The 22,592-nt window shown below is 43.6% G+C and carries 22 protein-coding genes and 2 riboswitches; of the genes, 18 read left to right on the plus strand and 4 right to left on the minus strand.

Going from position 1 to position 22,592, the window contains the following annotated elements:
- Nucleotides 1-81: 81 nt before the first annotated feature.
- The 8 genes from ACYH0O_RS06300 (at nt 82) to ACYH0O_RS06335 (ending at nt 8,368) form a co-directional block, all read left to right on the plus strand.
- The gene (locus ACYH0O_RS06300; protein ID WP_482632513.1) at nt 82-1,539 is read left to right on the plus strand and encodes a protein adenylyltransferase SelO; all 1,458 of its coding nucleotides are present in this window, start codon (nt 82-84) and stop codon (nt 1,537-1,539) included.
- Nucleotides 1,540-1,669: 130 nt separating this feature from the next.
- The gene (locus tag ACYH0O_RS06305) at nt 1,670-2,242 is read left to right on the plus strand and encodes a cysteine hydrolase family protein (protein ID WP_482631647.1); all 573 of its coding nucleotides are present in this window, start codon (nt 1,670-1,672) and stop codon (nt 2,240-2,242) included.
- A gap of 162 nt (nt 2,243-2,404) precedes the next feature.
- A complete protein-coding gene (gene thiM / locus ACYH0O_RS06310) occupies nt 2,405-3,199 on the plus strand; it encodes a hydroxyethylthiazole kinase (RefSeq protein WP_482631648.1) in 795 nt (264 codons plus the stop codon).
- 20 nt (nt 3,200-3,219) lie between these two features.
- Nucleotides 3,220-4,032 carry a bifunctional hydroxymethylpyrimidine kinase/phosphomethylpyrimidine kinase gene (gene thiD, locus ACYH0O_RS06315; RefSeq protein ID WP_482631649.1) on the plus strand — a complete coding sequence of 271 codons (813 nt, stop codon included), beginning with the start codon at nt 3,220-3,222 and terminating at the stop codon, nt 4,030-4,032.
- Nucleotides 4,029-4,685 (plus strand): thiamine phosphate synthase, encoded by a 657-nt coding sequence (gene thiE / locus ACYH0O_RS06320; protein ID WP_482631650.1) that lies wholly within the window; start codon nt 4,029-4,031, stop codon nt 4,683-4,685. The genes thiD and thiE overlap by 4 nt, the downstream gene beginning before the upstream one ends.
- Nucleotides 4,686-4,824: 139 nt before the next feature.
- Nucleotides 4,825-5,448 carry a TetR/AcrR family transcriptional regulator gene (locus ACYH0O_RS06325; protein ID WP_482631651.1) on the plus strand — a complete coding sequence of 208 codons (624 nt, stop codon included), beginning with the start codon at nt 4,825-4,827 and terminating at the stop codon, nt 5,446-5,448.
- Nucleotides 5,449-5,450: 2 nt separating this feature from the next.
- A complete protein-coding gene (locus ACYH0O_RS06330) occupies nt 5,451-6,152 on the plus strand; it encodes an ABC transporter ATP-binding protein (RefSeq protein ID WP_482631652.1) in 702 nt (233 codons plus the stop codon).
- Nucleotides 6,152-8,368 carry an ABC transporter permease gene (locus ACYH0O_RS06335; protein WP_482631653.1) on the plus strand — a complete coding sequence of 739 codons (2,217 nt, stop codon included), beginning with the start codon at nt 6,152-6,154 and terminating at the stop codon, nt 8,366-8,368. Before ACYH0O_RS06330 ends, ACYH0O_RS06335 begins: the two co-directional genes overlap by 1 nt.
- Before the next feature lie 548 nt (nt 8,369-8,916).
- Here ACYH0O_RS06335 and ACYH0O_RS06340 read toward each other — a convergent pair.
- Together ACYH0O_RS06340 and ACYH0O_RS06345 are read right to left on the minus strand one after the other, a co-directional pair.
- Entirely contained in the window at nt 8,917-9,156 is a 240-nt protein-coding gene (locus tag ACYH0O_RS06340; RefSeq protein WP_482631654.1) for a hypothetical protein, read from the minus strand.
- Nucleotides 9,157-9,168: 12 nt separating this feature from the next.
- Nucleotides 9,169-9,318 carry a hypothetical protein gene (locus tag ACYH0O_RS06345; protein WP_482631655.1) on the minus strand — a complete coding sequence of 50 codons (150 nt, stop codon included), beginning with the start codon at nt 9,316-9,318 and terminating at the stop codon, nt 9,169-9,171.
- 136 nt (nt 9,319-9,454) lie between these two features.
- Nucleotides 9,455-9,561, plus strand: a riboswitch (SAM riboswitch).
- 94 nt (nt 9,562-9,655) lie between these two features.
- On the opposite strand from ACYH0O_RS06345, the gene mmuP reads away from it, so the two are divergent.
- The 3 genes from mmuP to ACYH0O_RS06360 all read left to right on the plus strand — a co-directional run bounded on the left by mmuP (nt 9,656) and on the right by ACYH0O_RS06360 (nt 13,851).
- Nucleotides 9,656-11,068 (plus strand): S-methylmethionine permease, encoded by a 1,413-nt coding sequence (mmuP, locus tag ACYH0O_RS06350; RefSeq protein ID WP_482631656.1) that lies wholly within the window; start codon nt 9,656-9,658, stop codon nt 11,066-11,068.
- On the plus strand, nt 11,037-11,987 hold the full coding sequence (gene mmuM, locus ACYH0O_RS06355; RefSeq protein ID WP_482631657.1) for a homocysteine S-methyltransferase: 951 nt from the start codon (nt 11,037-11,039) through the stop codon (nt 11,985-11,987). The genes mmuP and mmuM overlap by 32 nt, the downstream gene beginning before the upstream one ends.
- A 370-nt stretch (nt 11,988-12,357) precedes the next feature.
- Nucleotides 12,358-13,851 carry an amidase family protein gene (locus ACYH0O_RS06360; RefSeq protein ID WP_482631658.1) on the plus strand — a complete coding sequence of 498 codons (1,494 nt, stop codon included), beginning with the start codon at nt 12,358-12,360 and terminating at the stop codon, nt 13,849-13,851.
- Between the two features lie 65 nt (nt 13,852-13,916).
- Here the strand turns inward: ACYH0O_RS06360 and ACYH0O_RS06365 are convergent, their stop codons facing one another.
- The gene (locus ACYH0O_RS06365) at nt 13,917-14,855 is read right to left on the minus strand and encodes a Gfo/Idh/MocA family protein (protein ID WP_482631659.1); all 939 of its coding nucleotides are present in this window, start codon (nt 14,853-14,855) and stop codon (nt 13,917-13,919) included.
- A 153-nt stretch (nt 14,856-15,008) separates the two neighbouring features.
- Nucleotides 15,009-15,112: riboswitch (purine riboswitch) on the plus strand.
- 170 nt (nt 15,113-15,282) lie between these two features.
- Here ACYH0O_RS06365 and ACYH0O_RS06370 point away from each other — a divergent pair.
- From ACYH0O_RS06370 to ACYH0O_RS06395, 6 genes are all read left to right on the plus strand, one after another.
- Nucleotides 15,283-16,152: a 5'-methylthioadenosine/S-adenosylhomocysteine nucleosidase gene (locus ACYH0O_RS06370; protein ID WP_482631660.1), complete on the plus strand. Its 870-nt coding sequence runs from the start codon at nt 15,283-15,285 to the stop codon at nt 16,150-16,152.
- Nucleotides 16,153-16,213: 61 nt separating this feature from the next.
- Nucleotides 16,214-17,200 (plus strand): TRM11 family SAM-dependent methyltransferase, encoded by a 987-nt coding sequence (locus ACYH0O_RS06375; RefSeq protein ID WP_482631661.1) that lies wholly within the window; start codon nt 16,214-16,216, stop codon nt 17,198-17,200.
- A gap of 195 nt (nt 17,201-17,395) precedes the next feature.
- Nucleotides 17,396-18,229, plus strand: coding sequence for an aldo/keto reductase (locus ACYH0O_RS06380; RefSeq protein ID WP_482631662.1), 834 nt, complete (start codon nt 17,396-17,398; stop codon nt 18,227-18,229).
- A 353-nt stretch (nt 18,230-18,582) separates the two neighbouring features.
- The gene (gene desA, locus ACYH0O_RS06385; protein ID WP_482631663.1) at nt 18,583-19,614 is read left to right on the plus strand and encodes a Delta(5) desaturase DesA; all 1,032 of its coding nucleotides are present in this window, start codon (nt 18,583-18,585) and stop codon (nt 19,612-19,614) included.
- A 79-nt stretch (nt 19,615-19,693) separates the two neighbouring features.
- A complete protein-coding gene (locus ACYH0O_RS06390; protein WP_482631664.1) occupies nt 19,694-20,185 on the plus strand; it encodes a response regulator in 492 nt (163 codons plus the stop codon).
- A gap of 300 nt (nt 20,186-20,485) precedes the next feature.
- On the plus strand, nt 20,486-20,860 hold the full coding sequence (locus ACYH0O_RS06395) for a DUF2500 domain-containing protein (RefSeq protein ID WP_482631665.1): 375 nt from the start codon (nt 20,486-20,488) through the stop codon (nt 20,858-20,860).
- A 46-nt stretch (nt 20,861-20,906) separates the two neighbouring features.
- On the opposite strand, the gene rluF is transcribed toward ACYH0O_RS06395, so the two are convergent.
- Nucleotides 20,907-21,614 carry a 23S rRNA pseudouridine(2604) synthase RluF gene (rluF, locus tag ACYH0O_RS06400; RefSeq protein WP_482631666.1) on the minus strand — a complete coding sequence of 236 codons (708 nt, stop codon included), beginning with the start codon at nt 21,612-21,614 and terminating at the stop codon, nt 20,907-20,909.
- Between the two features lie 197 nt (nt 21,615-21,811).
- Between rluF and ACYH0O_RS06405 the strand changes: the two genes are divergently transcribed.
- Nucleotides 21,812-22,585 (plus strand): MerR family transcriptional regulator, encoded by a 774-nt coding sequence (locus ACYH0O_RS06405; protein ID WP_482631667.1) that lies wholly within the window; start codon nt 21,812-21,814, stop codon nt 22,583-22,585.
- Nucleotides 22,586-22,592: the final 7 nt, after the last annotated feature.

The raw sequence follows: 22,592 nt of genomic DNA on the forward strand, positions 1-22,592 counted from the left end.
TGTGTAAACTATAGTAGAGAGAAAGTGACAATGAAGAATATTTATGATGAAAATAAGTCAAATTCAAAAGAAGGAGATACTATGACAAAGGGAAACGAAGGATGGAACATAGAAAATAGCTATACACACTTGCCCGAATCTTTTTTTACTAGGCAAGAACCGACTCCAGTCAGTGATCCGACCCTGATCGTTCTGAATGATTCGGTAGCAACAATGCTCGGACTCAACGTCAAAGAATTGCTTGGAGAAAAGGGAGAAGCGTTGTTTTCCGGGAATGAAATACCAGAAGACGCTAAGCCTCTTGCTCAGAGCTATGCCGGGCATCAGTTTGGATATTTTAATATGCTGGGAGATGGTCGTGCGGTCCTGATCGGTGAACAGATCACCCCATCAGGTGAGCGTTTTGATATCCAGCTCAAAGGTGGAGGGAGAACCCCTTATTCCCGAGGTGGGGACGGTCGCGCAGGACTTGGACCGATGCTCAGGGAGCACATCATCAGTGAAGCCATGCATGGACTTGGGATTCCGACTACCCGAAGCTTGGCAGTGGTGACAACCGGTGAGACGATTTATCGGGAAACAGAACAGCAGGGTGCGATCCTGACCCGAGTAGCGGCAAGTCATCTTCGCGTCGGTACTTTTCAGTTTGCTTCAAAATTTGGAACGGTAGATGATCTCCGCGCATTGGCTGATTATGCGGTGGAGCGTCACTACCCGGAAGGTATTAAAGCACCGAACCGTTATCTTTACCTGCTTCAGGAAGTAATCAAGCGCCAGGCTGTACTCATTGCCAAGTGGCAAATGGTTGGGTTTATTCATGGAGTCATGAACACGGACAACATGACGATCAGCGGAGAAACCATTGATTATGGACCATGCGCTTTTATGGATACGTATGACCCGGCAACGGTATTCAGCTCCATTGATACCGGAGGGCGTTATGCCTATGGAAATCAGCCTCAAATTGCCGGTTGGAACCTTGCCCGATTTGCTGAAAGTCTTTTGCCGATTCTTCACAATGAACAGGAAGAGTCACTGAAGCTTGCTCAGGAAGCTGTGATGGAATTTCCTAAACTGTATGAAGCTCACTGGCTCGAAGGAATGAGAGGGAAACTCGGTATTTTCAACGAGGAAGAAGGGGACGAATCCCTTGCCCACGACCTGCTCGGTTTTATGAAAGAGAATCGTGCTGACTTTACGAATACGTTCCGTTCATTAACAAATGAAGAAGAATCCGATTTGTTTAAAAATCCGGAATTTCTTCAATGGAAAGAACGCTGGGAAGAAAGACTTAACAGGCAAGAAGAATCGAAAGAAGCAACTCATCAGTTAATGCGAAAACACAATCCATCTGTAATTCCTCGAAATCACCGTGTAGAGGAAGCGTTGGAAGCTGCGGTGGAAAGTGGTGATTACATGGTTATGGAGCGTTTGCTTGGGGTTCTTAAAAATCCTTATCAGTACACAAAGGAACAGAGCGAGTACACGACACTGCCTGAACCATCTGCTCGTGCTTACAGAACGTATTGCGGTACATGAAGAATGAACTTAATGCAGGAAGCCCAAAAGGTTTCCTGCATTATTTTTGAGTGTAAGAGGACTTTCTCACTGATAAGTCGAAACTATTCAAAGATAGATGAAAAAAAATGGAGATAAAGGAGTTTTTCTATTGAACCAAGCATTGCTCGTGATTGATGCCCAGCAGGAATTAATCGAAGGAAATGAAGGGGAACAAGCCGTATTTCAAAAAGAAAGGCTGATTGAAAACATTAATCGGGTCATCCAAAAGGCAACCGAAGCGGGTGCTCATCTCGTCTTTATACGGGATAAGGATGTCGGTGGCGGGGAAGGTGATGGATTTCAGGTTCACAAGGATATCCATGTTCCGGACAATGCCGCTGTGTATGATAAATTAGCAACCAATTCGTTTTATAGTACGCCATTACTAAGCTTTTTAAAAGACAAAAAGGTCGAACATGTCGTAATCATGGGATGCCAAACGGAATATTGTATCGACACCGCTGTTCGGTATGCAACGGTTAATGGATTGGACGTAACCTTGGTAGCAGATGGTCACTCGACGAAGGATTCATCCGTGTTAAAGGCTGAACAAATTATCCAGCACCACAACAAGGCTTTAAATGGTCATTATAATGTGGATCATTTCTCCGACGTCAGACAATCTGATGAAGAGTTGTTTCAGCCGAAGCATGATTTTTATCGGGAGAAATACGGAATGTAGAATAAGAAAAGCCCATTTTGTCTGGCAGAAAGCAGATGGAATGGGCTTTTTTTTGTCCTTGAATTGAAGTGTTTTCTCATTTGGATTCAACCCTGATATGCTATAGTAGTAGCATATCAGGGGCAGGTCCCGTCTTTCTTTCATAATGACAAAGGAGGAACAATGAGAATGTATGATTTAGTTCAGAGAGTACGAGAAGAAAATCCATTAGTACATAATATAACGAACGTAGTGGTCACGAATTTTACGGCCAATGGTTTGCTTTCTATCGGGGCATCCCCGGTGATGGCCTATGCGAAAGAAGAAGTAGGGGATATGGCGAAGTTGGCAGGGGCCCTTGTCCTTAACATTGGAACCTTATCGACAGACATCGTCGATAGCATGATCATCGCGGGAAAAGCGGCAAATGAAAAAGGGATAGCTGTTATTTTGGATCCGGTTGGAGCAGGGGCAACTTTATTCCGCACCGAGATGGCAAGGAAAATCCTAAATGAAATAAACGTCTCCATCTTAAGAGGGAATGCCGCTGAAGTGGCTCATGTTGCAGGAGAACAATGGTCAATCAAAGGTGTAGACGTCGGCTCGGATGGGGGAGACACGGTGGAATTAGCCCAAAAGGTGGCGGCGCAATTGGATTGTACCGTTGTCATAACCGGGAAAATCGATATCATCTCAAACCGGCAAGGAACCTATTCAGTGGCGAATGGTCATCCGATCTTAACGAAGGTCACCGGGACCGGCTGTTTATTATCATCGGTCATTGGTGCGTTTGCAGCCGTTGAGAAAGATCCATTAAAAGCTGCTGTAACGGCAGTTGCTGCTTATGGAATAGCAGCAGAAAAAGCAGCTGGTGTCACTTCTGAAAAGGGTCCGGGAAGTTTTCAAATTGAATTCATCGATCAACTTTCCTCCATTCGTGAAGAAGATGCTGCACTTGCAAAAGTAGAGAGAATCTAAAGAGGAAAGGTGTTAGTATCATGACTGTATATAAGGCATTGACGATAGCAGGTTCAGATAGTGGAGGAGGAGCCGGTATTCAGGCAGATATAAAAACATTCCACGAGCTTGGTTCCTATGGGATGTCGGTCATCGCTGCCGTAACCGCTCAAAACACGTTAGGCGTTCAAGGCGTGTATCCAGTTTCCATGGAAGGAATCGTTCAGCAATTGGATGCGATTGGACAAGACCTTGTACCCCATGCGTCAAAAACGGGCATGCTGCATTCCGGTGAAGTCATTGAGGCGGTAAGTGAACGAATCCATCATTATGGCTGGAAGAATCTTGTGGTGGATCCTGTCATGATCGCAAAAGGCGGAGCCAAACTTTTACAAGATGAAGCTATTCGCGCATTAAAGGAACAATTAATACCGCTTTCTGCTGTCATTACTCCCAATTTACCTGAAGCAGAAGTAATCACCGGTATAAAGATTGAAACACTGGACGATCGAAAAGATGCCTCTAAGATGCTGATTGAAATGGGTGCCAAATCAGTCGTCATAAAAGGTGGACATGCCGATGGTAAGCAGGTGATCGACCTCTTTTATGATGGTACTACGTTCGAGGAAATGGTCTCACCGAGAATCGAGACATCTCATACCCATGGTACAGGATGCACCTTCTCGGCTGCGATTACTGCTCAATTGGCTAAAGGAATGGACATCAAGGAAGCGGTCAAGACGGCTAAAACGTTTATCCGGGCAGCCATTGAAAACCCGCTTGGTATTGGGAATGGTCATGGTCCGACGAATCATTGGGCTTATAATAACAAGACATTAGGTGAAAGGAAATGATGGATAAACGAGAACAATTAGAGGATTTTCTTACTCTTTATTTTATTATGGGTAGTACAAACTGCCTGAAAGATCCGGTCTATGTGTTAGAACAAGCAATAGAAGGTGGGATAACCCTTTTTCAATTCCGGGAAAAAGGCTTGGGTGCCTTAGAAGGACAGGAAAAGATGAAACTTGCAGAAAAATTGCAGAAGGTTTGTAAGGACGCCGGGATCCCTTTTATCATAAATGACGATGTGGAATTGGCTTTAGCCATTGAGGCTGATGGGGTTCATATCGGTCAAGAAGATGAAAGGGCAAGTATGGTCCGGGAAAAAATCGGTCACAAACGGCTTGGGGTCTCCACTCATACTCTTGCCGAAGCGCAGCAAGCGATTGCCGATGGGGCGGATTACTTAGGACTTGGTCCCATCTATCCCACCCTTTCAAAAGACGACACAGTCAAAATTCATGGCTTGAACATCATCAAAAGCTTTCGAATAAACGATATTCCTATCCCGATTGTGGGGATTGGAGGCATAAGCTCAATGAATGCCAAAGAAGTCATCGATGCTGGTGCGGACGGAATATCGGTGATCTCAGCCATTTCAGGTGCCGAAAACATCACAGAAGCGGCGAGAGAATTGAAGAGAGCCGTTCGTCCCGCCCGATAAATATGAAACCAGGCCTGCCCCAACGCGTTAGCTCAATTAACGTGTTTAGGCAGGCCTTATTTGACATTCAAAAAAATACCAACTAAAATATGAATAGATTCATAAATGAACGTGTTCATATTTTAGGAGGAACAACAATATGGCAGGATTACGAGAAGATAAAAAACGGCAAACACAGCAGAACATTATGGAAGCGGCGAAACATATTTTTTCTGAGAAGGGATACCAACAGGCATCGATGGCTGAAATTGCAAAGGATGCCGGGGTAGGAACCGGGACCATTTATAATTATTTTCCTTCTAAGGGATCATTGCTGCTCCGTATTTTTACAGAAGAAGCCGAGGAGATGAAGGGGGCACTCGATGATCCATACGAGGATGAAGGTGATTTAGTACAGAGTGTGATTGGAGCCATGCACGAGTTTGCGGAGTTTTTCCAGCACTATCCGAAAGCGTTTTGGCGTGAGCTGTTTCACGTGATGACGGAGGAAGTGGAGGAAAGTATTCGCCTGAGGCAGGGGTTATTCGGCATCGATGAAGAGATGATGAAATGGATCATGTTTATGATCGAAAGCCATTCAGATTGTTTTCTCGTCAAGGTTGACCCACAGGAAGCGGCTTATGCCATCTTTAGTGCAGCCATGTCGGATACGATGTTTTACATGTATAACGAATCCATGAGTCACGAAGAGTACAAGGAACAGCTGGCGAGGCATATAGGATTTTTATTTGAAGGGAAAATAAAACCGGGAAAGAAGGAATGAAGATGAGCATCTTGAGTATCAATGGAGTTCATAAAACCTATCAAAGCGGCCAAACCACATTTCAAGCTCTGACGGATATTCACATACAAGTGGAGGAGGGAGAAATTGTCGTCATTCTCGGTCCTTCCGGTTCGGGGAAATCCACCTTGTTGAATGCCATTGGCGGCATTGATGGGATTGATTCCGGAAGTATCAAGATCAATGAGAAGGATATCACCCAGTTGAATGATCGTCATCTCGTGGATTATAGACGGGAAGACGTTGGATTTGTCTTTCAAATGTATAATCTGATCCCGAATTTAACGGTCTATGAAAATATCGAATTGACGGCGAATCTCACTCCAAAGGCATTGTCAATTCCAGAGGTGATTGATGCCGTTGGATTGTCGGGGATGGAGGATCGCTTTCCGCGTGAATTAAGCGGAGGGCAGCAGCAGAGAGTATCGATCGCCCGTGCTGTCGTGAAAGCTCCGAAACTATTATTATGTGACGAACCGACGGGAGCTTTGGATTCCGGCACATCAAAAGAAATTTTGCAGCTGATTGAGAAAGTGAATAAAGAGTTTAACACTACAGTCCTCATCATTACACATAATCAAGCGATCAAAAGCATGGCGAACCGGGTCATCACACTTAAGGATGGGAAAATTGAATCCGACTTGGTCAATGAACATCAAACCTCTGCTGAAGGGGTGGAGTGGTGATGCCTCTTCGAAAAAGACTCTTTCGGACCATTATGGAAAAGAAGGCGCAGTTTTTCTCTGCGTGGTTTCTGATCGTGATCAGCTCCATTGTGTTTTACTCATTTACCTCAGCTGGAACGAATCTCATTGATAATTTACAGATGTTTTTTAAGGAGAATAAGGTTGAAGATGCTCAATTCATTACACAACAGCCTTTGAAAGATATCAAAGAAATTGAAAAACAGAATGGGGCCGAAATTGACGAGAGGTATGTAGCGGATGTCCCATACAGTAAAGATACGACACTCAGGATGTTGGATGCCACTGAGGATGTCAATCTCCACTCTGTCGTGGAAGGTGAAAACCTGTCCTCGGAGCGGGATATCTTAGTGGATAAAAGTTTTGCCAAAGCTCATGACATTTCGATAGGAAACGAGGTTGAACTGGGAGGGGAAACATTTCGTGTTGCAGGATTTATGGCGATCCCGGATTACATCTATCCATTACAGGAAGAAACGGGCTTTCTGAAAAATCCTGATGCATTCGGTGTCGCGATCGTGAAACAATCTGTTGTATCAAAATGGGAAGATCATCAGATTTACTATAGTGTCCGCCTTTCAGTTGCCTCCCCAGAAGAACTGAAGAAGCAAATCAATCAAACGAATCAGATCATCAAATGGACAGATAAAAAAGAAAATAATCGCATTTCCTTCATCAAAGGGGATATTGCCGGTGTCAAAAAGATGGGACAATTTCTTCCGATAGGCATTTTGTTAATTAGTATGGTGATCATTCTCATATTATTGTGGCGTTTAATGAAAAAGGAATATGTGCAAATCGGTACATTGTATGCCCTTGGCTACAGGAAAAGGGAAATTATCCGTCATTATCTCTCCTATGCCGGGATTCTTGCCATCTCAGGGAGTGTCGTGGGCACGATCCTTGGCTGGGTATCCTTGCATCCATTGCTATCAGCTTTTGCGGCTTATTATAATCTGCCTATATTAGAAGTGAAGCCACATGTGGGTTATTTGCTTACGAGCTTATTGTTACCACTTGTTCTGTTCATCCCGTTAACCTATTATTTGGTTCAACGTGTCTTGAAGATCCCGCCCGTAAGTTTAATAAAAGGTGGGGAACGAAAGGTGAAAGTAAGCAGAATGGAGCGGTTATTTAAACTAAAGAAGCTGCCGTTCCGCCGGAAGTTCGTGATCCGGGAAATCATGCGAAACCTTCCAAGAGCGCTCTTTTTGATCATCGGTGTGATATTCGCCACATTATTATTGTTGTTCGGCTTCGTCACGAAGAACTCGATGGAGTACCTGGTGACTGATAATTTTCAACAAGTGTACGACTATGAGTATAGCTATCTATTCAAAGCTCCACAGACTGACCATCCTGAATCGGGACAGATCGGAGCTGTGGCTCCTTTTACCACAGATAAGGAGAGTTTGACGATTACGGGCCTGAAATCAGATAATACAGCCATTCGATTAAAGGACTCCAGCGGGGGAGAGCTTAAGGTCAATTCAGTCATCATGAATAAATCACTCTCGGATAAATTAGGGATTCAAGAAGGAGATTCGATTCATGTGACAAATGAATTGACGGACAAATCTTTTAACCTCACCATTGATCACATAGCAGAATCGTATCTTGGAAATATGATCTATATGCCTCTGGAGGAATTCAACCAATTAAATGACTATCCTTCAGGAAGTTATACGGAGATTTATTCAAACAAAGAACTCACGCTACCGAAAGAAAAGATCGTTTCGACAACCAAATCATCCGATACGATTGACGGATTCAAGGAAATGATCAAGCCATTGAACTATGGAGTAGCAGCGATTGCCTTTGTTGCTGCCATCATTGCTGTCATCATCATCTATATTTTGATTTCCTTATTGATTGAAGAAAATTCATTCAAAATTTCACTCATGAAGGTCATCGGTTATCGGGAGAAATCAATCATGGACATGATGATAGGCTACAATATTTGGTTTATCATCCTTGGATATGTGATAGGTATTCCCGTGACGCTCCTATCGATTTCAGCCTTTATGAATTCGATCACCTCAGAGATGAATGTGACGATTCCCGTAAAGCTGAATTGGATAAGTATCCTTATCAGCTTCTTCATCATCTTGGCATCGTATTATGTATCCCTATGGCTGAATCACCGGAAATTGAAAGGTGTTTCCATGAAGGAAGCGATTAACCGGAGTACGGAATAGTGACAGGTAGTTTGGATTTATGAGTGAGAAATGGCGTTTTATATGAAAATGAGGCTGGGACAAAACTAAAAAACCACGATAAAAATACGAACAATAGAAGTGTAGGTTCTTCATACCGCTAATGATTTCCGTGCAAGACTACGCTTTCCGCGGGTAGCCCGTGAGCCTCCTCGACAAGCCTGCGGGTAGAAAAGCGGAGGGGCTTCGCTCAGAGGCGGTTGGCATAAGGCGGAGCGGCCTTGAAGGCGTTCTTTTCCTTCATGGACGATCTGCCTTATGACATTTGCCTCTAAGCCCTATAGCTGGACAAGTCTCACATAAGCTACTTTCCCGCAGGAGTCTTCGTCTTGCACTCCAATCAACCGCTGGAGACTGCTAAAATCAAATGGACCCAAAATAAATAATAAACCCGAACAAATCTGCACACTAAGAAGCAGGTTTGTTCGGGTTTGACTTAGGCTAAAAAACTTTTGTCCCAGCCTCTTTTTTACGTTATCCTTCGAGTTCAGCGGTTTCGGAATCGTTTGTCCTTCATCCGTTCCATCAGCTCATCTACTGATACCTCTTCGCTTAAAAGATCGGGTCCCACTTTTGAGAGAGACGAATGGGTGCCCGGGCACTTCTTCGTCACGAAGAACCTCTATATCAGATGCACTATAGAGAAGTGCCGATTTATTTTCATTGGCCAACCGGAGCTGGCGGTTTGTTTTCGGGTTTCTGATATACCATTTCCCGTAAAGCTGAATGTGGGAGTAGATCGGGTACCCATTGTCAAAGCGGATGAGCATGGCTTTTCCCTTCTAATCCTCCCTTTTCACGAGTGACTCCTTTAGCAGATCCCCGTAGTCTTCTAAATGAGGGAAGGCAAAATATATATCTTCCACGGTTTTACTTTTAAGAGCACTTTCAACTGAATCTGCGGCTCGTCTGATTTCCGGACCTTCTGGCATGGCGGTTTCTCCTTTTTAATATAGTTGTTCCCTTTTTACACCTCAATGTAACATTCAGATAGGCTGGGCTACCCAGCAGTTTCATGGTCTTGACATTATTCCAATATATTGATAGAGTTTTAAAAAATCTACATATTTCTTATCCAGAGAGGTGGAGGGACTGGCCCTTTGAAGCCTCAGCAACAGGTCTGTGAAGATACTGTGCTAATTCCAGCGGGTGATTCAAACCCTGATAGATAGGAGCAATCTTTTTATTTGTCGGTGACGCACTCGTTCAGGGTGCGTTTTTTGTTTGTTCACTTTTTCCACAATATATTTAGAAGGAAGGGTGTTTTTGATGGGAAACGCAGGACAGAGTTTTAAAAGAGCGATGAAGACACGTCATTTAGTGATGCTTTCTCTTGGAGGGGTGATCGGAACCGGGCTTTTCTTGAGTTCGGGGTATACGATTCATCAGGCAGGACCATTTGGGACGATCCTTGCTTATTTGGTTGGGGCGCTGGTGGTGTATCTTGTGATGCTTTGTTTAGGTGAGCTTTCTGTCTACATGCCAGAAACGGGATCCTTTCATAGTTATGCTGCAAAGTTCATTGGACCTGGGACCGGGTACACGGTGGGCTGGTTATATTGGCTGTCATGGACAGTGGCATTGGGGTCGGAGTTTACGGCGGCTGGCTTGATGATGCAGCGTTGGTTTCCTTCGATTAGTGTATGGATCTGGAGCGCAGTCTTTGCTGCGTTGATTTTTGGACTTAATGCGTTGTCAGTCCGGTTTTTTGCTGAATCTGAATTTTGGTTTTCTTTAGTAAAAGTGATTGCGATCGTTGCGTTTATTGTAATTGGGGTAGGCGCGATCGTCGGATTCATCCCTCTCAGTCATTCAGAGCCCGCTCCGTTTTTCTCGAATATCACAAGTTCAGGGTTGTTTCCGAATGGAGCATTTGCCATTCTGATGACCATGCTTGCCGTCAATTTTGCTTTTTCAGGAACAGAATTGATAGGGGTCGCAGCGGGAGAAACAGAGGATCCATCAAAATCGATTCCTAAAGCCATCCGCACCACGCTTGTGAGATTGATCATCTTTTATGTAGGGACGATTGTAGTATTATCTGCTTTATTGCCGAGTCAGTCAGCCGGTGTATTGGAAAGTCCTTTCGTAGCGGTGCTTGGAGGGATTGGAATCCCGTATGCCGCCGATATCATGAATTTTGTGATTATAACGGCCATTTTATCAGCGGCAAACTCCGGTCTGTATGCTTCTTCCAGAATGCTATGGTCACTGGCTGATAAGCAAATGATCTCACCGGTTTTTGCCAAATTGACAGATCGGGGAATCCCTCTCAATGCGATAGTTTGCAGCATGCTTGGAGGGGGGCTGGCCTTGCTTTCAAGCATCATTGCACCGGGGACGGTCTACATCGTATTGATTTCTGTCTCAGGTCTTGCTGTAGTGATCGTGTGGATGAGCATTAGTGCAGCCCAATTTCTATTTCGTAGACAGTACATAAGGGAAGGAAACGATGTGAAAGACCTTGCTTATCGAACGCCGCTATATCCACTCGTTCCCATTGCGTCATTCCTGCTTTGTCTCGCTTCCTGTATCGGCATTGCCTTTGAGCCCACTCAGAGGATAGCCCTTTATTGCGGAATCCCGTTTATCGCCATTTGTTATGGAAGCTATTATCTCACACAATACGTTAAGAAAAGAGGAAAAGGTTATGTCGAATCAACTGAAGCTAAATCCCATTGATGCTATTTTACAAAAACATTCCCCATTTATTTTAGATGGAGCATTAGCCACAGAGCTGGAATCCCATGGCTGTGATTTAAACGATCCCCTTTGGTCTGCCCGTGTACTCCTTGAAAATCCGGAATCGATTGAAAAGGTTCATGCCGATTATTTCCGTGCAGGAGCTGATTGTGCGATTACAGCCAGCTACCAGGCAACGGTGGATGGTTTTCGAAAGCGCGGAATAGAGAAACCCGAAGCGCTGGAATTAATCAAGAAAACGGTTACTCTTGCCAAACAGGCTAGGGATAACTTTTGGAAGGAAGAGATGGAAAATTCGAATCGGCCGAAACCAATCGTTGCAGGGTCTGTAGGACCTTACGGGGCATACCTTGCTGACGGCTCTGAATACGATGGTAATTATGGAGTATGTGATCAACATTTAGCAGATTTCCATTTTCCAAGAATCGAGGCATTAGTGGAGGCAGGTGCTGATTTGCTGGCGTTCGAAACCATCCCGTCCTTACAGGAAGCAAGGGTGCTAGCTTCTCTTTTGAAAGCATTTCCGGATACCTGTGCCTGGCTGTCTTTTTCATTAAAGGATGGTGATTCGATAAGTGATGGAACGGGGATTGAGGAGTGCGCGCGCGAGTTCATTGATGATGAACAAATCGCTGCGATTGGTGTGAATTGTACACCGATGCCTGCGGCGAATAAAGCGATTAGCGTACTAAGCAGAAACACTGACAAACCAATCATCCTGTACCCGAACTCAGGTGAGACTTACAATGCAGAGACTAAAACGTGGCATGGGGAGGAAGGGGGGTGCTCGTTTGATGAGCAATCAGAAATTTGGTACGAGGCAGGTGCCCGTATCATTGGTGGTTGCTGCCGAACAAATCCGGGTCATATTGAGGCGTTGGCGAAGAGATGGAGATAGACAATAGCACTTACATAGAAAAGCCCAAGTGATAGAATCACTTGAGCTTTTGTATTATTATCGCCACTATCATTTAATAGAAAACGTCTCTTTTATCAGCAAGTCTTCAGGTGATTTCCCGATTTGATCTTGATGGAAGTAATCTGAGACCATTGTCATACCTTGATCTAAAGCGAGGTTTTTGAGTCTTTTACACCAGTATCCATCGGCAGATAAACTCTAATAAAGACGCCGCCCTCAATCATAGGTGCTACTGTATTGGGTGACTACCGTATTTTTTTGTCAACAGTGTTATTGATTTCTATTAAAAAAAGGATATTTTCCCATTATGTAGAAAGTCATAGATACATAATCAATAGGGGTGAGCAGGATGCAAGGTTTTCATTATAAAAACTACGACGGTTTAGGGCTCGCAGAATTAGTGAAGAAAAAAGAAGTTCATCCTAAAGAATTGGTTGAAGAGGCCATTAAAAAAACAGAAGCCCACAACCCGAAGTTGAACGCAGTGATTCATAAAATGTATGAACAGGCGAGGGAGGTTGCAGACAAAGAACTTACTGGAGCATTCGCGGGTGTACCGATGCTATTGAAAAATATCACTCAGGAAATAGAAGGGGAGCCTATGACAGCAGGTTCAAGATCACTTCGAACCTACCGAGCGAAGAAAGATGCAGAGTACACCAGGAGATTGCGGGAAGCAGGTGTGGTTATTCTCGGGCAAACGAATGTGCCTGAATTTGCTTTAGTGGCTGTTACTGAACCTTCACATCACGGTGCGACAAGAAATCCGTGGAACTTGGATTATACGCCTGGAGGTTCAAGTGGCGGTTCAGCTGCTGCGGTAGCATCCGGTATTGTTCCGATTGCGGGTGCCAACGATGGTGGGGGATCTATCAGAATCCCGGCTGCTTATTGCGGGTTATTTGGTTTGAAGCCAACAAGGGGAAGAACACCTGTTGGTCCAACCTACGGAAGAACATGGCAAGGGGCCTCTGTTGAGCATGTTTTAACCCGATCGGTCAGGGATAGCGCTGCCATGCTGGATGAATTAAGAACATATGAGAAGTCTGCGGCATTCTATGCCCCACCATTTGAAGGGAGATACATGGAAGCGTCGCAAACTCCATTAGGCAAGAAAGTAAGGATTGCCTATTCCATAGCTTCTCCCATAGGTACTGAAGTTCATCCCGAGTGCGAAAAGGCTGTTGTGAAAGCTGCTAAATTACTAGAGTCCATGGGTCATTTTGTGGAGGAAAGAGAGGTGCCGGTGGATGGACATAAGATCGCGAGAAGTTTTTTAACCATGTATTTTGGTGAAACCGCTGCTTTGTTAACTTCGTTAGAAGAAGTGCTGGGACGAAAAGCTACCTACGCTGATGTGGAACCCTCCACCTGGATCCTGGGTTTGATTGGAAAGGCCACTCCCGCTGAAGAATTTATCCTTAGTATTAGGGAGTGGGACAAAGCAACTTATCAAATGGAAACATTTCATGAAACGTATGATTTCTACCTTACTCCTACAGCAGCTTTTCCACCAGCCAAGATAGGAGAACTGGAACCGACCCAATCAGAGAAATTCTTGATCAGTTCAATAGGGAAATTGGGACTTAGAAGACTGTTGAAAAAGATAGGAATCGTTGATCAGATAGCACAGAAAAACCTGATGCGTACCCCTTTTACACAGTTGGCCAATTTAACAGGACAGCCGGCCATGTCACTTCCGATACATCAAACTTCTGAAGGGCTGCCGGTCGGAGTCCAGGTGATGGCAGCAAAAGGCAGAGAGGATTTGCTGTTGCAATTGGCTGGAGAGATTGAGAAGTCTGAGCATTGGTTGCAAATAGAGAAAAACCCTTTGTTTTAGAAAAGGGGAAGGGGGGACAGGGGCATTCCATATCCCAACATCCCCTTTCCCCTCTGTCTGTCCTACTATTCAATCATCCCGACGATCCTCTCACAAATCTCATGGGTAACAAGTGAATCCTCAATCGATGGGTCAGGGGTTGTACCATTTTCCACACACTCTATGAAATGATCCACTAAATCATAAAACCCACGCTTATATAAGGTAGGCTCCCAATCTCCAAATGAAGAAAGGCGGACTTCTTTATTATGATAATGAGTCGTTTCAACGAGACTGTTGACGACATATTTATGATGGCCTGCGGAGTACTCGATGATTTCTTCCGTCACACCGCCGTCCCGGTTCATGATCCCTACTGAGGTGCACTCCTCGCCGATGAGCTGGACGACTAAATGGTGGAGCATATCATCTTTTTTTAGATACTGAACCTTTACATCCTGGACCTCAGTGTCCATTAAGAATCGCAGAGTATCTACAACGTGGATGAAATCTTCTACGACGAACCTGGTGACGTAATCAGGTAAAGCGTATCTGTTTTTTTGCATAAGAAGGAAGCTCGGTTTGCCTTGTTCTTTAAGTTCTCTCACTTTTGGTATGAATCGTCTGTTAAAACCGACCATGGCGATTTTGTCCCTTTCTTTTGCGAGCTGGACGATTCTTTCGGTTTCGTGAAAGTTCAAGGAAATCGGCTTGTCTATGTAAACGCTGATGCCATTCTCGAGTAGTTTTTCCGTTATTTCAAAGTGGGCTTCAGTAGCCGTACTTACAAATGCTGCGTCAATATTGGTAGCAATCAGTTCTTCAACACTCTGAACCTGTTCCTTGATCCGGTATTTAGTTGCAAGAGCATTAAGGGTTTCGGGATTCCTTGTGCAAAGCACGAGTTCGATTCCTTCTTTTTCAGAGAGAACTGGCAGGTAGGCTTTCTTGGCGATATCCCCCAGTCCAATAAGTCCGATTTTCATGTTTTTCACCCCATTGTTTTTTGTGTAACGTTCTTTCATTATATTATTCTCTATTTATATATCAAATCAAAGAGTGATCAAGATGCTGGTTATGTTGGGAGGGGTCGCATAAACACGAACATTAAAATAAAATATTTGAATAAAATTCGTATTTTGGTTGATTATCGAAAGGGAGTTTGTTATATTAATACTGTACTAATTACATATTGTACTCGTATATCCTCGGTAATATGGTCTGAGTGTTTCTACCTGGTTCCCATTATAAGAACTGGACTACGAGTTGAAGTATTCGGTTTTACGGCTTTTTTGCCGTTGCCATTTTGTGATGGACATTCTTTAATATCACGTATACTTTAACTTCGAAGGTCTGGAAAGTAGAAACCACTCTACATGTTCTAGATCTTTTTCTTTTGGGCAAAACAGCGAGATATCACCATCAAGAAAAAACGAAAAAGGAGAGATTGTGATGAAAAAGAAACTGGCTTTATTTGTATCATTATCAGTATTAGCACTATCCTTATTTACTGGATGCAGTTCCACTTCACAGACTGCAGCTAAGGAAGAAGAGGCAGAGAGACCCATTCTGATTCAAGGTCCAATGCCAATTGAAGCTGAAAAGTTTGCAGGAAAATTAGAAAATGTGAAAGAAGAAAAATCGGGATCATTTGTTTTTTACATAGGAACGCTTGATGATTATCCTGTCATCGTTGCCAAAACCGGTAAAGGTATGGAAAACACGGCAGCGGCTACTGCGGTAGCCATTGAGAAATACGATCCGATCGCCATCATCAACCAAGGAACATCAGGTGGTCATGACCCTGAATTGCATGTATTTGATATCGTATTAGGAGAAAGAACCGTTAACCTGGGTTCATTGAAAACAGCTGATAAAGCTGATAAAGAAGGAATTGATCCAACTGTCTGGAAGCCGATGGACTTAATGGCTTCTGAAGGCAGTGCAGGGGAAGATCCAAATGCTGAGAAAATCCGATACTACGATGGTGACGAGGACTTACTTGAAGCTGCCAAAGCAGTAAAGGATACATACACCGATGGAAAGATCGTCGAAGGTACCATCGGTTCTGCCGACGTATGGAATAATGAAGTGGACCGCATTCAATGGTTCCATGAGAAATACGGTACTTCTGTAGAGGAAATGGAAGGGGCTGCAGCAGCACAGATTGCAGGTGCTTATGATGTAGCATTCCTGGGAATCCGTGTACTGTCCAATAACAAGACAAATGGTGGAGCATACAACCCTGAAACCGCATCTGCGAACCAGGAGTATGTCTATGAAGTGGTGAAGGAATATATAACCATGATGGAAACTAAATAAAGTTGCTGGCCTGACCCCGGGTGCATGAATGCATTAGCATGCCGGGGGCAGGTCCTTTTTTATGTTACAATGGTCTAATGCAACACAACATTTTTATCATCACACGGAGTTGATCGTAATAGAAACCAAAAAATATATCTATCATTATTCTTGGGAACCGAACGAAGAATCCCTATGTGCCTTGGAAAGAAGAGTGTTATTTGGAAAGAGCTCTGAATCTAGCATTCTGGAAAGTTCAGTGAAAATAGATCCCAGCAGAAGTCCTTTTATTCGGGAGAGAATCGAGATTATCTGCGAGGGCGATGAGTTTCAAGAATTACTTGAAGAAATAGAAGAATTGGAAGCACTTGATGGGTTCAAAGTAGTTTTTGTTCAAAATCTTGATGTGGATAGAGTAGGCTTCAAAAAGCTTCGCAAGATCGAAAAAGAAGTAGGATTGCATCTAAAGGGTGAAGCCGAGTTAGTCGATCCAGACATTTGGTTCGGGGTGATGAAGACCAAAGATCGCTGGGTGTTTGGCAAGTATGTGCGAAATGAAGCGGTTTGGCTGCACCATGTGAAAAAGCCACATAGCTATTCGACGGCACTCAGTACTCGTGTGGCAAGAGCCGTCGTGAATATCGCAGCACCGAATCCTGAAGGGATCAAAATGATCGATCCGTGTTGCGGGATAGGGACGGTCCTTGTCGAGGCACTATCCATGGGAATCGATATCGTCGGCAGTGACCGCAATCCATTGATCCTCGATGGAGTGAAAGAGAATATCGCTCATTTTGGATACAAAGGGGATGTCTCTTTAAAGGATATTAACGACGTAACGGATCACTATGATGTAGCTGTAATCGACCTTCCCTACAATCTATGTTCGGTGATAACAGATGAAGAGCAGCTTGAAATGCTCCGCAGTGCAAGACGATTTGCAGAGAAGGTCGTGATTGTTACCTTGGAAGATGTGGACGCGAATATTGAAAAAGCTGGCTTCGAGATTGTGGATCGTTGTGAAGTGAGTAAAGGAAGATTTGTCCGGCAGATCCTGGTCTGCATATGATAAAGAATTGAGAGTGTGGAGGATTGTTTCCATGCTCTTTTTTTTTATGGGAACCCAGCTAGTCCCTTTTCAGGTACTTTGAAGTGCCTATCCCACAAAAAAGTACCTACTTTTCAACCTCTCTTCCATCGTTCATACTATATCCATGTTCTCCTCGTGGGGACAATTCATTTTATGAAAAAGGAGAGTATAGGTATGAACGTCAAATCTATCATTTTAAATAATAATATAAAAATGCCGGAACTGGGTTATGGGGTTTTCCGTGTGGATGACGGCCCTAAGCTTGCACGAGCAGTACAGTCAGCGATCAAAATGGGGTATCGCAGTATCGATACAGCAGCGATTTATGGGAATGAAGAGAGTGTCGGGAAGGGCATCAATGAAGCGATTGAAGCTGGACTTGTGACACGGGAGGAACTGTTTGTCACTTCAAAAGTTTGGAATGACGGCCTTTCCTACGATGAAACGATCGCGGCTTACGAAGAAAGCTTAAGGAAAATGGGACTCGACTATCTGGATCTTTATCTGATTCACTGGCCTGGGAAAGATAAGTACATGAAGTCCTGGAAAGCTCTTGAATCCCTTTATAAGGATGGCAGGATCAAAGCAATCGGTGTGAGCAACTTCCAAGTTCATCACTTGGAACATTTACTCGAGGGTGCTGAAATCACTCCGGTTATTAACCAGATTGAATTGCATCCCAAGCTGACTCAAACGGAAGTGAGAGATTTCTGCCGGAAGCATAATATTCAAGTTGAAGCCTGGTCTCCACTTATGAATGCAGAGCTATTAAGCAATGAAACCATTAAAGGGATTGCTCAGTCCCATGGTAAATCACCCGCCCAAGTGATACTGCGCTGGGATCTCCAACATGGAGTCATCACAATTCCAAAGTCTATGACGGAGTCCAGAATTCAAGAAAACATTTCGATATATGATTTTGAATTAACTTCTGAACAAATGGAGCAATTAGATGCATTAAATGAAGACTTCCGCAGTGGCCCAGACCCTGATGAATTTGATTTTTAATGAGTGAATAGTACAAAAGAGGATGACCTAAAGAAAACTTTGGGCCATCCTCTTTATTTTATCTGTAGGTTATACAAGAGACTTTTTGTTATATTGAAGAACTTTTTTATTAAACCTCTCTAAAAAATCCCCCAAACCAGAATATTTTTCTAATCTCAAAAAATAATAAAACCAATTGGAATCGTGAAAAAATATTGTGAATCCAGTAATATCAAGGATTTGAGCAATTGAGGGATCATGACAAATTCTCCCTTATGACATTTGTCATACCCAGCATATGACACCTACTACTAACACGATGATATCGCTTATCCTATAATGAATCCAACGCCTTAAATGAAGGGAATTATGACATGACAAATATAAAAACGTTGAAAAAAGAAGTTGCTCCTTATGAAAAGTCAACAACAAAGGAAAGTGTATGGCAGATCATCAACACGCTGGGGCCATTCTTTCTATTATGGTTTCTTGCGTATCAAAGCCTTTCAGTATCGTACTGGCTGGCACTCATTCCAATCGTGATTGCTGCAGGGTTCCTTACACGAATCTTCATTATCTTTCATGATTGTACCCATTTCTCTTTCTTTAAAAGCCGTCGTGTAAACCGAATCGTCGGAACAGTTATGGGTGTGTTGACGCTATTCCCGTTCGACCAGTGGGGACATGATCATGCCGTCCATCACGCGACAAGCGGGAACTTGGATAAGCGTGGAACAGGTGACATCTGGACGCTGACGATTGATGAATATTTAGCAGCACCTCTTAAGATTCGTTTAGCGTATCGCTTTTACCGCAATCCGTTCGTTATGTTTGTATTAGGACCGATTTATGTATTCCTTCTTAAAAATAGATTTAACCGTAAAAATGCACGTAAGAAAGAACGTAATAACACGTATTTAGTGAACGTGATCATCGTGGCCCTTATCGCACTTCTATGTGTAACACTGGGCTGGCAGGAATTCCTCCTTGTACAGGGATCCATCTTCATGGTTTCAGGATCGATCGGTATTTGGTTGTTCTACGTTCAGCATACGTTTGAAGACTCGTATTTCGAAGAAGACAAAGAATGGCAATATGTGTTGGCAGCTGTTGAAGGAAGCTCCTTCTACAAGCTTCCAAAAATCATGCAGTTCCTTACAGGTAACATCGGTTATCACCATATTCACCATCTAAGTCCAAGAGTACCGAACTACAAACTCGAAGAAGCACATAAAAACTCAGAACCATTACAAAAAGTACCAACCATCTCACTTTTAACAAGCTTAAAATCATTACGTTTCAAGCTTTGGGATGAAGAAAACAAAACGTTTGTAAGTTTCAGAGGTATTAAGTCTCTGGATAAGTCAAAATCAAAAATTTCAACTGAAGCCAAACCTGAATTATAATCCTGACCGACTCTCCTTATGAACGTTTCATATAAGGGGAGTCTTTACATGATAAGGCCTTTAAAAGGAGTGAACCTACATGATTCGAATCGTCATTGCAGAGGATCAGGAATTATTACGTGGAACCCTGACCTCCATCCTCAACCTGGAAGAAGACATGGAAGTAGTCGGCCAGGTAAAGGATGGGCAAGAAGCACTCGCCCTTGTCCACCAATTGAAACCAGACCTCTTTATCATGGATATTGAAATGCTTGAGAGGGACGGACCTCTAGAAGCTATGAAGACAGTGGGGTGTCATCTACTCGTTTTGACGACATTTCCGAAAAAAGGATATTTAGAGCGGGCTCAACAATTCGATGCAGGTGGGTACTTATTAAAGGACAGTCCAAGTGAAGAACTGACTTACTCGATTCGCAGTATAGTGGAGGGGAAGCGGGTTTATTCTCCGAAGTTAACCGAAGAGGATGAGGAGTTTCAGGAGCCTGGTTCATACCACATTCCTCACCCACCAGGCCCGGTGAAGAACTATTTTACAATGATTATAGATAAGATGAAGTCACCAACAGGGTGAGTTTGAGGGGTCTGTCCCCCATGCGGTTTACGCATAGGGGGCAGACCCCTTTTTCAATAATGCCGAGTACATGTTGTGACCTTTACGTGATGGGTTTCATTTTAGGGGTATGGAGATAGGGGGAACGGATCCCCTCCAGTTAATACTCAAAGTTCAAATGGCAACAGCATGACCCTCTTAGCAAAGAGGGTCATGCTATTTTCTGTGTGCGAAAATCCACGAATAAGAAGAAGATTGAATAACATATATAAGAAAGAGTAGATGTTAAAATAGTGAAAAAATCCAAAAGGAGGGTTTTGTATGTCACCAGGTGGCGATATGATGTTTCAAATTGTCCCGGTTTTTATAGGGATCGTTTTTGTCATCGTGATTTCGTTCATTCTGTTCTCTGTTATTAAAGGAGTGGGGGAATGGAGTAAGAATAATCAGTCACCTACTTTAAACGTCCGAGCAAAAGTCCTTGCAAAAAGAAGGACGGCAGTAAGAGGTGGGGGAGAAACAAGAGCCTATAGCCAATACTTTGTCACCTTCGAAGTGGAAAGTGGGGACAGGATGGAGTTAAAAGTAAAAGATAATGAGTTTGGGATGCTTGTGGAAGGAGATCAGGGTGAATTGACCTTCCAGGGCTCCCGTTATCTTGGATTCGTCCGTCACTTTCAGGAAATTCACATGTAAAAAAGGACCCTCCATACGCATTGGTATAGAGGGTCCATCCGGATGATTACCATTCCTTCGGTTCATAATCCAAATCCTGAAACAATCGCGTCTTCTCTTTCTTAGAAAGGTCACGCCATTGTCCTACAGGCAGGTTCCCAAGTTGAATATTCATGATGCGCGTGCGCTGCAGTCGGTAGACCTCATATCCAAGGGTCTCACACATGCGGCGGATCTGTCGATTCAATCCTTGAGTCAACGTGATTTGAAACACGTATTTTGACACCTGCTCAACTTTACAAGGCAGAGTTTTCGTTCCAAGAATCTTAACACCCTCTGACATCTGTTTTAAGAAATCCTCTGAAACCGGGCGGTCAACAGTGACAATATATTCTTTTTCGTGCTGATTTTCCGCACGGAGAATTTCGTTGACGATATCTCCATCGTTCGTCAGAAGAATCAAGCCATCTGAATCTTTGTCCAGTCGTCCAATATTGAAAATTCGTAACGGATGATTGACAAGATCTACAATATTCCCCTTGACGCCCTTTTCAGTTGTACTCGTAATCCCAACAGGTTTATTTAGTGCAATATACACATTATTTCTTGCTACTCTGACAGGAGCTCCGCTAACCTTCACATCATCCCCGGGATTCACTTGATCGCCAATCTTCGCGATCTTCCCGTTGATGGTCACTCTTCCTTCAGTAATCAATTTATCTGCACCGCGCCTGGATGCCTTTCCAGCCTCGCTTATATACTTATTTATACGCATGCTCAACACAACCTTAAACTGATAATTAATAATCTAAGAATATCGGACTGGCACTTTATTTTCAAGGGATTCCCCTAAATAGATCCCGTCCAGGTGGGCTATCCTATGAAAGAAAAAAATGCGAACTTTTTTCAAATACCCCCTTTACATTTACGCAGCGTCAACCTGTAAAGTAAGAATTGTCAGGAGGTGACATCATGGAATATACCGTCAAGAAACTTGGAGAGATTGCTGGGGTGAGCACGAGGACCCTGCGCTATTATGATGAAATTGAGCTTCTGAAGCCGGCCAGGAACAGTTCGTCAGGATACCGGATATACGGGCAGAAGGAAGTCGACCGCCTGCAGCAGATCCTCTTTTACAAAGAACTGGGTGTTGGCCTGGACGATATCAAGGATATTCTTGATGATCCTGCCTTTGACGCAACCCATGCCTTACGGGAACACCGGGACACCTTAATGGACAAACGCGCGCAGCTTGATCAATTGATTGCAAATGTAGATAAAACATTACGTGTAAAGGAAGGGAGAATCACCATGTCGGATAAAGAAAAGTTCGAAGGGTTCAAGGAGAAATTGGTGGGAGAAAATGAGAAAAAGTACGGGAAAGAAGTGCGGGGAAAATACGGTGACAAGGCAGTGGACGAATCCAACGCCAGAGTCATGAACATGTCTCAGGAAGACCATGAAAAGGTCACTGCACTTGAGCAGGAAATTAAACAAACCTTAGGGGATGCCTTTCAAACTGGTAATCCCGCAGGCGACGATGCCCAGAAAGCGGCTGACCTCCATAGGCAGTGGATCTCGTTCTACTGGGGGCATTACAGTAAAGAAGCCCATGCAGGCCTTGCAAAGATGTACGTGGATGATGAACGGTTCAAGGCTTATTATGACACTGAACAAGAGGGAATGGCCGAGTTCTTGAGGGATGCGATTCACATCTATACAGGTCAGAAAAAAGAAGTGGAATAAACAAGAA

It is taken from the genome of Rossellomorea sp. H136 (genome assembly GCF_056838065.1).

Bases quoted from the DNA above. Each gene is read 5' to 3' on its own strand.
- thiM (WP_482631648.1), top strand. From the start codon at position 2,405: ATGAGAATGTATGATTTAGTTCAGAGAGTACGAGAAGAAAATCCATTA.
- thiD (WP_482631649.1), top strand. From the start codon at position 3,220: ATGACTGTATATAAGGCATTGACGATAGCAGGTTCAGATAGTGGAGGA.
- ACYH0O_RS06390 (WP_482631664.1), top strand. From the start codon at position 19,694: ATGATTCGAATCGTCATTGCAGAGGATCAGGAATTATTACGTGGAACC.
- thiE (WP_482631650.1), top strand. From the start codon at position 4,029: ATGATGGATAAACGAGAACAATTAGAGGATTTTCTTACTCTTTATTTT.
- ACYH0O_RS06300 (WP_482632513.1), top strand. From the start codon at position 82: ATGACAAAGGGAAACGAAGGATGGAACATAGAAAATAGCTATACACAC.
- ACYH0O_RS06365 (WP_482631659.1), bottom strand. From the start codon at position 14,855: ATGAAAGAACGTTACACAAAAAACAATGGGGTGAAAAACATGAAAATC.
- ACYH0O_RS06395 (WP_482631665.1), top strand. From the start codon at position 20,486: ATGTCACCAGGTGGCGATATGATGTTTCAAATTGTCCCGGTTTTTATA.
- ACYH0O_RS06330 (WP_482631652.1), top strand. From the start codon at position 5,451: ATGAGCATCTTGAGTATCAATGGAGTTCATAAAACCTATCAAAGCGGC.
- mmuM (WP_482631657.1), top strand. From the start codon at position 11,037: ATGTCGAATCAACTGAAGCTAAATCCCATTGATGCTATTTTACAAAAA.
- ACYH0O_RS06360 (WP_482631658.1), top strand. From the start codon at position 12,358: ATGCAAGGTTTTCATTATAAAAACTACGACGGTTTAGGGCTCGCAGAA.
- ACYH0O_RS06340 (WP_482631654.1), bottom strand. From the start codon at position 9,156: ATGCTCATCCGCTTTGACAATGGGTACCCGATCTACTCCCACATTCAG.
- ACYH0O_RS06325 (WP_482631651.1), top strand. From the start codon at position 4,825: ATGGCAGGATTACGAGAAGATAAAAAACGGCAAACACAGCAGAACATT.
- mmuP (WP_482631656.1), top strand. From the start codon at position 9,656: ATGGGAAACGCAGGACAGAGTTTTAAAAGAGCGATGAAGACACGTCAT.
- ACYH0O_RS06345 (WP_482631655.1), bottom strand. From the start codon at position 9,318: ATGCCAGAAGGTCCGGAAATCAGACGAGCCGCAGATTCAGTTGAAAGT.
- ACYH0O_RS06405 (WP_482631667.1), top strand. From the start codon at position 21,812: ATGGAATATACCGTCAAGAAACTTGGAGAGATTGCTGGGGTGAGCACG.
- ACYH0O_RS06375 (WP_482631661.1), top strand. From the start codon at position 16,214: ATGTTACAATGGTCTAATGCAACACAACATTTTTATCATCACACGGAG.
- desA (WP_482631663.1), top strand. From the start codon at position 18,583: ATGACAAATATAAAAACGTTGAAAAAAGAAGTTGCTCCTTATGAAAAG.
- ACYH0O_RS06370 (WP_482631660.1), top strand. From the start codon at position 15,283: ATGAAAAAGAAACTGGCTTTATTTGTATCATTATCAGTATTAGCACTA.
- rluF (WP_482631666.1), bottom strand. From the start codon at position 21,614: ATGCGTATAAATAAGTATATAAGCGAGGCTGGAAAGGCATCCAGGCGC.
- ACYH0O_RS06380 (WP_482631662.1), top strand. From the start codon at position 17,396: ATGAACGTCAAATCTATCATTTTAAATAATAATATAAAAATGCCGGAA.
- ACYH0O_RS06335 (WP_482631653.1), top strand. From the start codon at position 6,152: ATGCCTCTTCGAAAAAGACTCTTTCGGACCATTATGGAAAAGAAGGCG.